We start from the raw sequence: 13,307 nt of genomic DNA, 5'->3' as shown, positions 1-13,307 counted from the left end.
AACCGGAGAAGCTCACCGCGGGGCGCGACGGGAGTGCGGATCCGACAGTCGGAGCAGGAGTACTCGATGGCTCGAATGACCGCTGCCCGCGCGGCAGTTGAGATCCTCAAGCGTGAGGGCGTCACCGACGCGTTCGGCGTCCCCGGCGCGGCGATCAACCCCTTCTACGCGGCCCTGAAGGCATCCGGCGGGATCACCCACACCCTCGCCCGCCATGTCGAGGGTGCCTCGCACATGGCCGAGGGCTGCACCCGCACCCACCCCGGCAACATCGGCGTCTGCGTCGGCACATCGGGACCGGCCGGCACCGACATGATCACCGGCCTGTACTCCGCCATCGGCGACTCGATCCCGATCCTGTGCATCACCGGCCAGGCGCCGACCGCGGTGATCCACAAGGAGGACTTCCAGGCCGTCGACATCGCCTCCATCGCCAAGCCGGTCACCAAGATGGCGGTGACCGTCCTGGAGGCCGCGCAGGTCCCCGGCGTCTTCCAGAAGGCCTTCCACCTCATGCGCTCCGGCCGTCCCGGACCGGTCCTGATCGACCTGCCGATCGACGTGCAGCTGACGGAGATCGAGTTCGACCCGGACACCTACGAGCCGCTCCCGGTCCACCGGCCCGCCGCCTCCCGCGCCCAGATCGAGAAGGCGCTGTCGCTGCTCAACGCCGCGCAGCGCCCCCTGATCGTCGCCGGCGGCGGTGTCATCAACGCGGACGCGTCCGACCTGCTCGTCCGGTTCGCCGAGCTGACCGGCACCCCGGTCGTGCCGACCCTCATGGGCTGGGGCGTCATCCCGGACGACCACGAGCTCAACGCCGGCATGGTCGGCCTGCAGACCTCGCACCGCTACGGCAACGCGACCTTCCTGGAGTCCGACTTCGTCCTCGGCATCGGCAACCGCTGGGCCAACCGCCACACCGGCAGGCTCGACGTCTACACGGCCGGCCGCACCTTCGTGCACGTCGACATCGAGCCCACCCAGATCGGCAGGATCTTCGCCCCCGACTACGGCATCGCCTCCGACGCGCGCGCCGCGCTGGAGCTGTTCGTCGAGGTCGCCGAGGAGATGCGGGCGGCGGACCGGCTGCCGGACCGCTCCGCGTGGGCCGCCGCCGCGCAGGACAAGCGCGCCACGCTCCAGCGCCGTACGCACTTCGACGACATCCCCATCAAGCCGCAGCGGGTGTACGAGGAGATGAACAAGGCCTTCGGACCCGAGACCCGGTACGTCTCCACCATCGGCCTCTCCCAGATCGCCGGCGCGCAGATGCTGCACGTGTACCGGCCGCGGCACTGGATCAACTGCGGCCAGGCGGGCCCGCTGGGCTGGACCGTCCCCGCCGCGCTGGGTGTGGCCAAGGCCGACCCCGAGGCGCAGGTCGTCGCCCTCTCCGGCGACTACGACTTCCAGTTCATGATCGAGGAACTGGCCGTGGGCGCACAGCACCGCATCCCGTACGTCCACGTCCTGGTCAACAACGCCTACCTGGGCCTGATCCGCCAGGCGCAGCGCGCCTTCGACATCGACTTCCAGGTCAACCTGGAGTTCGAGAACATCAACACGCCCGAACTGGGCGTCTACGGCGTCGACCACGTCAAGGTCGCCGAGGGCCTGGGCTGCAAGGCGATCCGCGTCACCGATCCGAACGAACTGGGCACGGCCTTCGAGCAGGCGAAGAAACTCGCGGCGGAGCACCGCGTCCCGGTGATCGTGGAGGCGATCCTGGAACGCGTCACCGACATCGCCATGTCGACCACCAACGACATAAGCGACGTGGCCGAGTTCGAACCCCTCGCCACCGAACCGGCCCACGCCCCCACCGCGGTGCGGCCCCTGAAGGCCTGACCCACCCCGCACACCTCGGAGGGGCGGCCCGTCCGGACGACGGCCCGCCCCTCACGCCGTTCGCTCAGTTCGAGCCGCCGCCGCAGCCACCGCCACCCCCGGACCCGTCGCCGCCCGCGCAGCCGAACGCGCCGCCGCAGTACTGGGGGCCCGTGTAGACGCCGCCGGAGCCGCCGGAGCTGCCGGAGGCGTAGGAGGTGCCGGAGAAGCGGCGCAGGGCGCGCTTGCGGCGGAGGCGGACGCGTTCCGTGAAGCCCGCGCGGAGGGCGAAGCGGGGGACGACGACGCGGAGGGCCGCCTGGCCGTGCAGGGCGACGGCCAGCAGCTTCTCCTCCTCGGAGAGGCCGTCCCCGCGCGCCGGGACGGGATACGCGGTGCTCAGCACCTGGAGCCGACGGCGCGCCGCCCGCGTCGTACCCAGTGCCGGCGGACTCACCATGCCCGTCTCCGCCAGCCCGTTCAGCAGCGTCTCGACCGCCCACCGGACGTCCGGGTCGCGCAGCAACTCCCGTACGTGGCAAGGCTTGTGCAGTCTCCGGTACACCGCGCTCTCCAGGTACGGCACCCTCAGCTCCGCCGGGACGTCGTCCTCCTGATCCGGCAGCGGCGGCAGCGCGCGCCCCGCCGCGTTGCCGACCGCCACCACCGTGTGCGAGGCGCCGGGTTCGACGGCGCCGCGCAGGTGCAGGGCGACGACGGCCACGATGACGGCGGCGCGCGGCCCCCCGGCCAGCAGGGCGAGCTCGTGCGGCGCTTCCCGGACACGCGCGGTGTCGGTCATGACAGGACCCCCTCGGACAGGGGGCCCGCCGCCCCCGTGCCGGCGGGCCCCGTGTGCGGGGATGGTTCCGCGCGCGGGGCCCGCCGAAGCCCCGGGAGGCGAGGTTCAGAGGTTCATTTGAGGGTGCCGTAGCCCGCCTACGGACGTTGCCGTAGCGGCCGCGCCCACGGCCGCAGGATCTCGCTCACGTCGTCGACGTGCGTGGCGAGGCCCAGCGTCTCGTCGTCCGAGGTGACCCGCCGGGAGCCTCCCCCGCTGCCTGAAGGGCGTGGGGGACCCCATGGGCGGGGGAGTGGACCCACGATGTGCGGATGCTCCGTGGGATGCCATGCCCCCAGGCTGCTGCGCGCCGGGCCGATCCGCACCCCGCGCACGGGAGAGCGCCCGGATGCGGGACCGTCCGCATCCGGGCGCCGGAGAGGGAGGGGCCCGGCCTTCCGGCCGGGGGACCGCGGCGGCCACGACGGTGGCGGAGCCCCTCCCCTCAGGTCGAAGAAGGAGTCCCGCCGCCTTCACCACCGCACTGGCTCGCAGGCCGCCGCGGCGCCCTCGCCCCGCCCGCCGCGCCCGCACGGCCACCCCTCATCGGGCCGTACGGCGACGCCGCGGGCTGCGCGCACGGCCCCGACCTCCCGTCGGGGGCCGCGCGCGAGTCGTCGTGCTCGGTCCTCGCGCGGGGCGCGAGGAGTTCCGGGCGGCGCCGTCGCCCTGGGCGCGACAGAACAGGTGTCGGCGACGGCGCCGTCCGGAGGACCGAAGGGGGCGGATCAGACCCGGGCGCCGGACAGCCGCTCGACCGCCCGCAGCAGCGCGGAGTGGTCCAGGCCGCCGTCGCCCTGGGCGCGCAGGCCGGCCACCAGCTGGGCGACCACGGCGCCGACGGGCAGCACCGCGCCGACCGAGCGGGCGGCGTCCGTGACGATGCCCATGTCCTTGTGGTGCAGGTCGATGCGGAAGCCCGGCTCGAAGTCCCGGTTCAGGAAGTTGTCCTTCTTGCGGTTCAGCACGGTCGAGCCGGCCAGCCCGCCGCCCAGGACCTCGAGCGCCGCCGTCAGGTCCACGCCCGACTTCTCCAGGAAGACCACGGCCTCGGCGCACGCCTGGATGTTCACGGCGACGATCAGCTGGTTGGCGGCCTTCACGGTCTGCCCGGAGCCGTGCGGCCCGCACAGCACGATCGTCGTGCCCAGCGCCTCGAACAGGGGCCTGGCGGCGTCGAAGTCGGTGCGCTCGCCGCCGACCATGATGGACAGCACCGCCTCGACGGCGCCGGCCTCGCCGCCGGACACCGGGGCGTCGAGGACCCGGATGCCCTTGTCCTTCGCCGCCGCGGCCAGGTCGACGGAGGTCTGCGGGGTGATCGAGGACATGTCGATCAGCAGGGCGCCGGAGCGCGCGTTCTCCAGGATGCCCTCCGGGCCGTAGGCGATCGCCTCGACCTGCGGAGAGGCGGGAACCATCGTGATGATCACATCGGCGTCCCGCACCGCCTCGGCGACCGAACCGGCCGCGGTGCCGCCGGCGGCGGTCAGCCGGTCCAGCTTCTCCTGCTCCAGGGTGAAGCCGGTGACCTCGTAGCCCGCCTTGATCAGGTTCTCGGACATGGGGGAGCCCATGATGCCGAGGCCGATCCAGGCGACCGCCGGGCGGGCCGGGCGGGAAGAGGGGGGAAGGGTGCTCATGAGGGTGCCTCTCGCTCAGAGAAGGGGGTGGGGTCAGCGGGCCTCGCGGGGCAGCCAGGCGAAGGCCTCGGCGCTCGGACGGTCGCCGGGCTTGTACTCCAGGCCGACCCTGCCCTCGTAACCGGCCTTGCGCAGCCGGTCCAGCAGGTCCTCCAGGGGCAGCGCGCCGGTGCCGGGCGCGCCGCGGCCGGGGCTGTCGGCGATCTGTACGTGGCCGGTCCTCCCGGCGTACCGGTCGATCACCGCGGGCAGGTCCTCGCCGTTCATCGCCAGGTGGTACAGGTCCATCAGGAACCGGGCGTTGTCCAGCCCGGTGGCCGCGTTCACCTTGTCCACGACGCCCACCGCGGCCGGCGCCGACACCAGCGGGTACAGCGGCGACTCCGGCTTGTTGAGCGCCTCGATCAGCAGGACCGCGCCGATCCGGTCGGCGGCGCGGGCCGCGAGGGCGAGGTTGTCCAGCGCGAGCGCGTCCTGCTCGGCCGGATCCACGCCCTCGGCCCGGTTGCCGTACAGCGCGTTGAGGGCCGTGCAGCCGAGGGACTCGGCAAAGGCGGCGGCCACGTCGACGTTGGCGCGGAACCGCTCCGACTCCTCGCCGGGGACGGACAGGGCGCCGCGGTCGGGGCCGGGCAGCCGTCCGGCGTAGAAGTTGAGCCCCGTGAGCCGCACGCCCGCGTTCCGGACCGCCTTGCCCAGCGCGTCCAGCTCGGAGCGCTCGGGGGCGGGGGAGCCGGTCCAGGGCCACCACAGCTCGACGGCGGTGAAGCCGGCCGCGGCGGCGGCCGCGGGGCGCTCCAGGAGCGGGAGTTCCGTGAAGAGGATCGACAGGTTGACGGTGAAGCGCTGCTCTGCGAATCCCATCGGGGTCGCGCTCCTTCCTGCTGGCTGCTGCTGACGAGGCGATTGTTTCGTATATCGGAAGTTGATTTCTGCTTACTGGAAGATTGCCCGTGGCGGGGAGCGGCTGTCAAGAGGAGTACGACCCGACCTCATATCCGACGTGTTTGACATCGCCGATCTGGGAAGGCGAACGCCCATGGCTGGTCACGGGAGTTGGGGGACAGCGATGATCAGATCCAGGGGGGTGCCGACGAACGGGCTCTCGCCGGTGTACGACGAGACCGGTGCCGCGTCGGCGAGGTTCCTGCTGTGGCTGCGCGAGGAGGCCGGCGGGACCGAGGGGCGCCGGGTGGCCGCCTCCGCCTACGCCCACCACGAGCGCTGCACCCTGGAACTGGTCGAGGACGTCGTGGACCGCCTCGCCGCGCTCGGCTGGATCGCCGTCCACAACGACTCCGGCGCCGTGCCGCCCCTGGTCAGCCCCACTCCCACCGGGCTCGCCGAGACCCACGTCTGGGACGAGGCGTACGCCGACCGCGAGACCCGGCGCCGCTACGCCAAGGCCGCCCTGTTCGCCTGGTGGGACCGGGCCGGGCAGCACCAGGACGCCGGCTTCGGCGCGGAGGACTTCCTGTGGGCCCGGGAGGCCTACTACTGCGGACGCCAACTCGCCCTGGAGGACCTCGAGTACGCCAGGGACCACCTGGACCTGCCCGCCCCCGTGCACGTCGGCGTCATGGGCGAACGCGCCGGGGTGTTCCTCTCCTTCGAGCAGCTGGCCGCACTGGTGCAGGCCTCCCGCCCCGACCTGCCGGAGGGCGACAGCGAGGTGCGGCAGGTGCGCGAACTCGCCGCCGCGCTCACCGAGGCCTCGCGCGGCGGCGCCCCACCCGACGCGAGTACCGTGGAGCGCTTCCTGCGGCACAGCCGCGACCTCGCCCAGGCCGGATCCCGGTCCGTGGGCAACCTGGGCAGGGACATGGCGTCCGGCGTCATCTCGGACGTCATCACCTCCATGCTGAGGCTCGGATGACCGGCCGTCGCGCCCCCGTCCCCACGGGCGAGAACCAGATCCCCGAGGTGTACGCGCGCCAGCCCGTGCTGCGCCGCCTGGTGCCGCGGCTGGTCGGCCTCAGCCGCGACCACCACCGCCGGGTCCCGCACCACGAGTTCGCCGACGACCTGCCCGTGGTGCTGCTCAGCGGCCGCCACGGCACCGGCAAGAGCGCCATGCTGGACGACCTCCGCCAGGCCTACGCCCCCGACACCGGCCCCTGGCCGGGACCGCGGGTGCCGTTCGCCCGGATCAACTGCGCCGCACTCCAGGAGCGGGCCGGCGTCGGACCCGAGACGGCCAACAACTCCCACGCGGTGGAGATGCTTGTCGCACTCGTCGCCCAGCTCTCCCGCCCCGTCGCCGGCTTCGGACGGCTGCGCTTCCCGCGCACCACCGCCGGACTCCTCGCCGTGGTCTCCGCCCGCCGCCCCGGCAACGACGGCGAACTGAGGGTGGCCGACCGGCACGCCGCCACCCTGATGGGCGTCCCGGAGGACGCACGCCCCCGCCCGACGTGGGACGCGCTCTTCCGCACCGCGCTGCCCGCGCCCCCCGACGGCGGCTCGCCCGACCCCGCCCGCTTCCCCGAGGCGGCCGTGCGCTCCTTCCTCGGCCAACTGCGCGGCCCGCTCGCCGCCCGGCGGGTGACCGCCTGGTACGAGACCTACCGCAGCGAGGCCGACAACCGGCTGCGCGGCCTGCCGCCGGGCGCCTCTGGGCAGCCCCGGCCGGTGCCGGCGGCCGAGCGCGCACCGTTCGTGGCCCGCCTGTGCCAGGAGTTCCACCAGGGCCGCGGCTTCCGGCGCGGGGTGGAACGCATGCTCGCCGCCGCCTTCCTCGAGGACGTGCGCTACGGGCCCCTCCGCCGCGCCAACCGGACCCCGCGCCCGCTGGTGCTGCTCGACAACGCCCACACCGACGCCGGACGCGACATCCTCGAACTGCTCCTGGACCAGCGTGCCGCCACCGGCACGGCCCGCGACCGGATGGTGGTCATCGCCACCGAACTGCACGGCGACGACACCCCGGAGGACCCCCGCGGCGACGGCCCCGACGACGAGGACGCCCCCTACCCGGAGGCGGCCCGGCGCTCCCTGCCCGACATCGGCACCGACTCCGGCTGGACCCGCGCCTCGGCCGCCCCCTCCGCCGGCGTGCTGTTCCTGCCGCTGCCGCCGCTGGAGTGCGAGCACCTGGAGCGGATGCTCCGGCGCGACGACCACGCCTCCTTCGACCCCTACATCGCGACCGCCCTGCACGACCTCACCCGGGGCCACCCCATGGGCGCCCGCCGGCTGTGCGAGGCGGTGGTCGACCGGGCCCGCACCGAGGAGTGGGTGGCCGCCGAGGAACTCCTCGACCTGGTCCACCCCGGCGGCGCGGGCGAGTCCGTCGTCTGGCGGCTGCTCGACACCCTCGTCGGCAGCGAGAACCACGACGAGCTGTGCCTGTTCTCCCTGGCCTGGGACCGGGAGGCCGCCGAGCGGCTCGCCGAGCGGTGGGTGCCCCGCCGGATCGACGGACTGCCCGCGGCTGACGGCGCCGCCGCCCTGCTGGAACGCGAACGCTGGTCACGCGGACCGGGCAGCCGGCCCTTCATCACCGACCGCTTCCTGCGTGCCCTGCTGGTGCACCAGATGCGCAGCGGACGCGGCGGCCGGGGCGTCGACTGGTCCGGTGCGCACGCCCTGCTCGCCGAGCACCACCGGCAGCGCGCCGAGGGGCGTACCGGCCGCGCCGCCCGCGACGAACACTCCCGCTTCCTGTGGCACCGGCTGGCCGCGGGGGAGACCCAGGAGGTGGTCGACCGGCTGCACGCGGAGTTCCTCCGCCCGGACGGCGACGCCTTCGACTGGCTGCACATCCTGCGCACCGTCGCCCACGCGCCCCGCCCGCCGGGGGACGCCTGGTTCGAGCAGTGCCAGGAGATCGCCCGGGGCAGCCGGGACCTGATCCAGCTGCGCGCCGACCCGGGCGCGGGCCTGGAGAAGCAGGCCGTCAACCGGCTGCTGCACGCCCTGTGGTACGCGGCGGACGAGCTGGCCGAGGCGGACCGGTCGCTGGTCGACCGGATCGGGCAGGACCTGTCCTTCCTGTCCGCCCAGCACCTCACCGGCCGGGCGGTGCTCGCCCAGGCCGCCGTCCGCTGGCCCCGCTCGGTCCGCAGCGGCGAGGACTGGCCCCTGGACCGGCGCTGGCGGGCCGACCGGCCGGGCGCGGGAGCGGCACGGTGAGGCGCGCGGACCGGCGGACCTGGAGCTGGCTGCCGCGGCGGCTGCGCTTCCGGGTGCTCGGCCTGATCGACGTGGTGGCCCTGTGGACGCTCGTCGCCGCCCTGCTCACCGCCGGGACCTGGTGGGGCCTGGACAGCTACCGGCAGCACCGCGACTACTGCACCGACGACCGGCAACTGCGGCGCACCGGACCGGGGCGGGAGTGCGTCGGCGTCACGGCGGAGGCATATCCCTTCGCGCCCGGTCTCGAGGACGTGCTCGGCCGGATCGCGTCCGAGAACCGGGACGCGCGCCACTCCGGCAAACCGGTGGTGAGCGTCGCCGTCGTCATGCCGTACACCGCGCGCGACCCCGGCGCGGCCATGACGAAGGAGCTGATCCGGCACTCCCTCCAGGGCGCCTACGTCGCCCAGCACGCCCACAACCACGGCCCCGGCACCGGCGACACCGCCGTCCAGCTGCTCTTCGCCAACGTGGGCGAGGACCTGAGCCACTGGCAGCCCGTGACCGACGCACTGGCCGCGCGGCGTGGCGGGAACGCCCCGGTCGTCGCCGCCATCGGCTTCCCCAACAGCGACGACGCCACGCTCGCCGCCGTACGCGAGGGCCTCGGCCCCGCGCGGATCCCCGCCGTCAGCGCCGTGCTCAGCTCCCGCGACATGGAGCACCCCTACCTGTTCAAGGTCTCGCCCTCCACCAACCAGTTCGTCGACGCGCTGAAGCGCTACGTGAGCGCCAACAAGGTGGACCGGAAGAACACGTTCATGATCGCCGACGACCGGGACGACAACTACGTCGCCAATCTGCGCCACGTCTTCCGCCAGGAGTTCGGCGCGGGCTACGGCATCACCCCCGACGAGGTGGCCCGGCGGACCGAGACCTACCAGGGCATCAAGGGCCCGTCCCACGGCACCTCGCAGATCTTCCGGCGGGCGGTCTCCGCGATGTGCGCGGTCGACGCCCGCACCGTGTTCCTGGCCGGCCGCGACGCCGACCTGCCGCCCTTCCTGGAGACCATCGACACCACCAGATCCTGCGACCGCGGCCCGGACGACGAACCGCTGCGCATCCTGCGCGTCAGCACCGGCCGCGACCCCGTCACCGAGACCGCCCGGATGCGCCTGATCGCCGAACGCAACAGCATCGAGATCGTCGCCGCCACGGCCGTGGACGCACCGCGCTGGCGCGCCGCCGCCGACGGCGACGCACAGGTCCCGAAGGCCTTCGCCCGCTTCACCGACTCCTACGAGGGCATCTTCACCGAGGAGGACCCCGACGCCCTCAACGACGGCTACGCGGTGATGTACCACGACGCGCTCACCGCCGTCGGCACCGCCGTGGCGGCCGCCCGGGACAGCGACATCGACGCCGTGACCCACAACGACGTCTACGACGAACTGCGCCGCGGCAGCCCCCTCGAACACTGCGCCGCCGGCTGCGTACCGGGCGCGAGCGGTGTCTTCACCTTCGCCGACGAGAGTCTCGGCGCCCGGGAGGCCACTGGGACGGAACGCTCGACGGGCCTGTGGCCGGTCTGCAAGCCGGTCCCCGTGGTGACCTTCCCGGAGGAACGCCACGACAGATCCCCGCTGTACCGCACCTACCAGGAACCGGGCGAGACCACCTGCCCCCGCCCCTGACCGGCCGCCGACCGGGCCGAGGGAGCGGAGAAGGCGGCGAACGCGGCGTCCAGCAGGTCGCCGACTCCTCCTGGCCGTCGTTCGCGCGCCCCTACCAGGCGAGGGGGCCGTAGCGGTCGATGATCCGGGCGGTCCCGGCGCCGGGGTCCTCGGTGGCCAGCGTGACGATGGCGTCGGTGCCCTCCGTCACGGTCTGGGTGCCGGTGCCGCCGTTGAGATCGGTGGCGGTGTAACCGGGGTCGACGGCGTTGAACCGTATGCCGCCGAACGCCTTCGCGTACTGCGTGGTCAGCAGCGTGACGGCGGCCTTGGAGGCGGCGTAGGCGGGCACGATCACCTGCGACTCGACCCGCTCGGGGTCGTGGGTGAGGGCGACGGAGCCCAGGCCGCTGGTGACGTTGACGACGGCCGGGGCGTCGGAGGCGCGCAGCAGCGGGAGGAAGGCCGCGGTGACCCGGACGATGCCCGCGACGTTGGTGTCGAGCACCCGCGCGGTCTCCGCCCCGGTCAGTTCCTCCACGGGCCCGACGTTCCCGGCGATGCCGGCGTTGTTGATCAGGACGTCGATCCGGCCCTCGACGCCCGCGACATCGGCGGCCGCGGCCGCGACCGAGGCGTCGTCGGTGACGTCGATCCGCACGAAGCGCGCACCGATCCCGGCCGCCGCGCGACGGCCGCGGCCCTCGTCGCGGGCTCCGAGGAGGACGGTGTGGCCGAGCTCGGTGAGGCGGCGGGCGGTCTCGAAACCGAGGCCCTTGTTGGCGCCGGTGATGAACGTGGTCTTGGACATGCCCCACACCCTCGCCGAGTCCGCCGTGACCAGCCAGGGAACGGATTTCGGTAGGACCAGCAGTACCACCCGGCGGACCCCGCGGCGAGCGCGGGGCTGCCTACGATGCAGGTGTGAACAAGGGACATGGCGTCGACAACCAGCTGGGCACCACGCTGCGGGCCTGGCGGGACCGGCTCGCGCCGGAGACCGTCGGGCTGCCGGCGGACCGGGCGCGCCGGTCGCCGGGGCTGCGGCGGGAGGAGCTGGCCGAACTGGCCGGCGTCTCCGTCGACTACCTCGTGCGCCTCGAACAGGGGCGGGCCGTCCGGCCCTCCGAGCAGGTCGTCGCCTCGCTGGCCCGCGCACTGCGCCTCTCCCAGGACGAGGAGGACCACCTGCACCGGCTCGCCGGGTTCCACCCGCCACGGGATCAACAGGTCGTCCACGACATCCCGCCGAGCATGGGCAGGCTGCTGACCCTGCTGGACGCGACTCCGGTCGCGGTCTTCGCCGCCGACTGGCAGCTGGTCTGGTGGAACACCAGATGGGCGGCGCTGTTCGGCGACCCCACGCGGATCGGCGTCGAGGAGCGCAACCTGGTGCGGTTGCGCTTCCCCGTCGCCACCGACCGCGGGCGGCTGACGAGCTGGCCGGTGATCCCGGTCAACGCCGAGGCCGCCGACCGGGCCCTCGTGGCCGACCTGCGCCGGGCCGCGGCCCGCTTCCCCGACGACCCGCGCGTCACGGAGCTGGTGGCCGCCCGGGTCGCCGGCAATCCCCGGTTCGCCGCGTTCTGGGCCGACGGGGCCGTGGGCCGGCACGCCGAGGACCGCAAGACCATCCGGCACCCCGACATCGGGGAGGTGCACGTGGACTGCGACGTCCTGACCGACGGTGACACCGACCTGAAGGTCGTCGCCTACACGGCCGTCCCCGGCAGCGAGGACGAGGCGAAGCTCGCGGCCGCCGGCATCATCGCGACCCCCAGGAGCCGGCCGTGACCACCATCGGCATCATCGGAGCGGGCGAGGTGGGCAGTCAGCTGGCCCGCGCGGCCGTCGCCCACAACCACCACGTCGTCATCGCCAACTCCCGCGGACCGGAGACGCTGAAGCACCTCGTCACCGAACTGGGCCCCGCGGCCCGTGCCGCGACCGCCGCCGAGGCCGCCGCGGCGGGCGACTTCGTGATCATCGCCGTCCCCCTGAGACCGGTCAACGACATGCCCGCCGAGCAGCTCGCCGGCAAGATCGTGCTCGACACCAACAACTACATGCCCTGGCGCGACGGTCACTTCCCGGCCGTCGACTCGGGCGAGAAGACCGTGCACGAGCTGCGGCAGGAACAGCTGCCCGACGCGAAGATCGCCAAGGCGTTCACCCACATCCAGGCCCCGCGCCTGTTCCTCTCCGCGAGCCCTCCCGGCACCCCCGGCCGGCACGCCCTGTCCGTCTCCAGCGACCACCCCGAGGCGGTGGAGCTCGTCACGCGCCTGTACGACACGTTCGGGTTCGACACCGTCGACAACAGTCCCCTGAGCGAGTCCTGGCGCAGTGGCCCGGGCCAGCCCGCCTGGCGGGCCCACGCCCACCAGACCCGCGAACAGCTCGCCGCCCACCTGGCCGACGCGCGCCGGATCCCCTACCCGGTCCGGGGCTGACCCCGGCGTCGCGGTCCCCCCCCCGCATCCCTGCTGAAAGCGGCGGGGGAGTCCGTTAGGGTCGTCTCGCAGCGACCGGGGCACACCGGCAGCGCCGATGCCATGGGGGCACAGTGCGATTGAGAGTGGAGTTCACGACCGAACCCTTCGACCTCGACCAGGCACCCGCGCACGCCGTGGTGGCCCGGGAGGTCGTCGAGGGGGCGGACCTGGACGCCGTGGACGTCGGACCGTTCGGCAACACCGCCGAGGGGGGCGCCGACGCGGTGCTCACCGCCGTCGACGCGCTGCTGCGCCGCAGTCTCGCCGCCGGCGCCACCCGAGTCTCGCTCCAGGTCAACGTGGTCGAGGAGGACGACCGGTGAGCGGTACCGGTGAGGATGCCTTCATCGCGGCGGTGAAGCCGCTGGTCGACGCCATGGGCGGCGAGATGGTACCGCCAGACGAGGCCGGGACCGACGACGTGGTGCTCTCCTGGGCGGGCTCCGCCGCCGTCGCCGTACGCCTGCCGCAGCTCGCGGACTCCCTCGACCACATCCTCGCGGCCCTGGAGCGCCGCAAGGGCATGCCGCTCGCGGATCTGGACCGCAGGGCGAAGCAGGAGATCGTACGCAGCCTGGAGGCGCGCGGCGCCTTCGCCGTACGGCACGGCGTGGAGACCGTCGCGAGCGCGCTCGGAGTCAGCCGCTTCACGGTCTACAACTACCTCAACCGCGAGAAGGGCACCTGACCCTCGCCCGGTCCGTCGCCCGGGTGGGTGCTCCCCTTTCCTCCACCCGAGTTTTCA

General features: G+C 73.7%; 12 protein-coding genes. 8 read left to right on the top strand and 4 right to left on the bottom strand.

Annotated features, from left to right (window positions below):
- Window positions 1–66: 66 nt before the first annotated feature.
- The gene (gcl, locus tag AC5L3C_RS07015; RefSeq protein ID WP_493647680.1) at window positions 67–1,851 is read left to right on the top strand and encodes a glyoxylate carboligase; all 1,785 of its coding nucleotides are present in this window, start codon (window positions 67–69) and stop codon (window positions 1,849–1,851) included.
- A 64-nt stretch (window positions 1,852–1,915) separates the two neighbouring features.
- Here the strand turns inward: gcl and AC5L3C_RS07010 are convergent, their stop codons facing one another.
- The 3 genes from AC5L3C_RS07010 to AC5L3C_RS07000 all read right to left on the bottom strand — a co-directional run bounded on the left by AC5L3C_RS07010 (window position 1,916) and on the right by AC5L3C_RS07000 (window position 5,178).
- The gene (locus AC5L3C_RS07010) at window positions 1,916–2,632 is read right to left on the bottom strand and encodes a TIGR04222 domain-containing membrane protein (protein WP_493647678.1); all 717 of its coding nucleotides are present in this window, start codon (window positions 2,630–2,632) and stop codon (window positions 1,916–1,918) included.
- Window positions 2,633–3,399: 767 nt separating this feature from the next.
- Window positions 3,400–4,314, bottom strand: coding sequence for a 2-hydroxy-3-oxopropionate reductase (locus tag AC5L3C_RS07005; protein ID WP_493647676.1), 915 nt, complete (start codon window positions 4,312–4,314; stop codon window positions 3,400–3,402).
- A 33-nt stretch (window positions 4,315–4,347) separates the two neighbouring features.
- Window positions 4,348–5,178 (bottom strand): TIM barrel protein, encoded by an 831-nt coding sequence (locus AC5L3C_RS07000; RefSeq protein ID WP_493647674.1) that lies wholly within the window; start codon window positions 5,176–5,178, stop codon window positions 4,348–4,350.
- 205 nt (window positions 5,179–5,383) lie between these two features.
- Here AC5L3C_RS07000 and AC5L3C_RS06995 point away from each other — a divergent pair, with 205 nt between their 5' ends.
- The 3 genes from AC5L3C_RS06995 to AC5L3C_RS06985 are packed head-to-tail and all read left to right on the top strand — an operon-like array spanning window position 5,384 to window position 10,088.
- A complete protein-coding gene (locus AC5L3C_RS06995; protein ID WP_493647672.1) occupies window positions 5,384–6,190 on the top strand; it encodes a hypothetical protein in 807 nt (268 codons plus the stop codon).
- A complete protein-coding gene (locus tag AC5L3C_RS06990) occupies window positions 6,187–8,448 on the top strand; it encodes a hypothetical protein (protein WP_493647670.1) in 2,262 nt (753 codons plus the stop codon). The genes AC5L3C_RS06995 and AC5L3C_RS06990 overlap by 4 nt, the downstream gene beginning before the upstream one ends.
- A complete protein-coding gene (locus tag AC5L3C_RS06985) occupies window positions 8,445–10,088 on the top strand; it encodes a type 1 periplasmic-binding domain-containing protein (RefSeq protein WP_493647669.1) in 1,644 nt (547 codons plus the stop codon). The genes AC5L3C_RS06990 and AC5L3C_RS06985 overlap by 4 nt, the downstream gene beginning before the upstream one ends.
- A 91-nt stretch (window positions 10,089–10,179) precedes the next feature.
- Here AC5L3C_RS06985 and AC5L3C_RS06980 read toward each other — a convergent pair whose 3' ends face one another.
- Window positions 10,180–10,878 (bottom strand): SDR family NAD(P)-dependent oxidoreductase, encoded by a 699-nt coding sequence (locus AC5L3C_RS06980; protein WP_493647668.1) that lies wholly within the window; start codon window positions 10,876–10,878, stop codon window positions 10,180–10,182.
- A 113-nt stretch (window positions 10,879–10,991) separates the two neighbouring features.
- On the opposite strand from AC5L3C_RS06980, the gene AC5L3C_RS06975 reads away from it, so the two are divergent.
- The 4 genes from AC5L3C_RS06975 (at window position 10,992) to AC5L3C_RS06960 (ending at window position 13,250) form a co-directional block, all read left to right on the top strand.
- Complete coding sequence (locus AC5L3C_RS06975; RefSeq protein WP_493647667.1) at window positions 10,992–11,861, top strand: helix-turn-helix transcriptional regulator; 870 nt, start codon at window positions 10,992–10,994, stop codon at window positions 11,859–11,861.
- Window positions 11,858–12,520: an NADPH-dependent F420 reductase gene (locus AC5L3C_RS06970; RefSeq protein ID WP_125503341.1), complete on the top strand. Its 663-nt coding sequence runs from the start codon at window positions 11,858–11,860 to the stop codon at window positions 12,518–12,520. Before AC5L3C_RS06975 ends, AC5L3C_RS06970 begins: the two co-directional genes overlap by 4 nt.
- A 113-nt stretch (window positions 12,521–12,633) precedes the next feature.
- Complete coding sequence (locus tag AC5L3C_RS06965; RefSeq protein ID WP_493647665.1) at window positions 12,634–12,885, top strand: YkoF family thiamine-binding protein; 252 nt, start codon at window positions 12,634–12,636, stop codon at window positions 12,883–12,885.
- The gene (locus tag AC5L3C_RS06960; RefSeq protein ID WP_125503339.1) at window positions 12,882–13,250 is read left to right on the top strand and encodes a helix-turn-helix domain-containing protein; all 369 of its coding nucleotides are present in this window, start codon (window positions 12,882–12,884) and stop codon (window positions 13,248–13,250) included. The genes AC5L3C_RS06965 and AC5L3C_RS06960 overlap by 4 nt, the downstream gene beginning before the upstream one ends.
- The last annotated feature ends 57 nt before the right edge of the window (window positions 13,251–13,307 follow it).

The sequence above is a fragment of the Streptomyces speibonae genome (assembly GCF_984686075.1).
Note: the sequence above shows the minus strand (reverse complement) of the source record. Positions and strands in the feature narration are given on the sequence as shown.

Coding starts and splice junctions, on each gene's coding strand:
- gcl (WP_493647680.1), top strand. CDS start 67: ATGGCTCGAATGACCGCTGCCCGCGCGGCAGTTGAGATCCTCAAGCGT.
- AC5L3C_RS07010 (WP_493647678.1), bottom strand. CDS start 2,632: ATGACCGACACCGCGCGTGTCCGGGAAGCGCCGCACGAGCTCGCCCTG.
- AC5L3C_RS07005 (WP_493647676.1), bottom strand. CDS start 4,314: ATGAGCACCCTTCCCCCCTCTTCCCGCCCGGCCCGCCCGGCGGTCGCC.
- AC5L3C_RS07000 (WP_493647674.1), bottom strand. CDS start 5,178: ATGGGATTCGCAGAGCAGCGCTTCACCGTCAACCTGTCGATCCTCTTC.
- AC5L3C_RS06995 (WP_493647672.1), top strand. CDS start 5,384: ATGATCAGATCCAGGGGGGTGCCGACGAACGGGCTCTCGCCGGTGTAC.
- AC5L3C_RS06990 (WP_493647670.1), top strand. CDS start 6,187: ATGACCGGCCGTCGCGCCCCCGTCCCCACGGGCGAGAACCAGATCCCC.
- AC5L3C_RS06980 (WP_493647668.1), bottom strand. CDS start 10,878: ATGTCCAAGACCACGTTCATCACCGGCGCCAACAAGGGCCTCGGTTTC.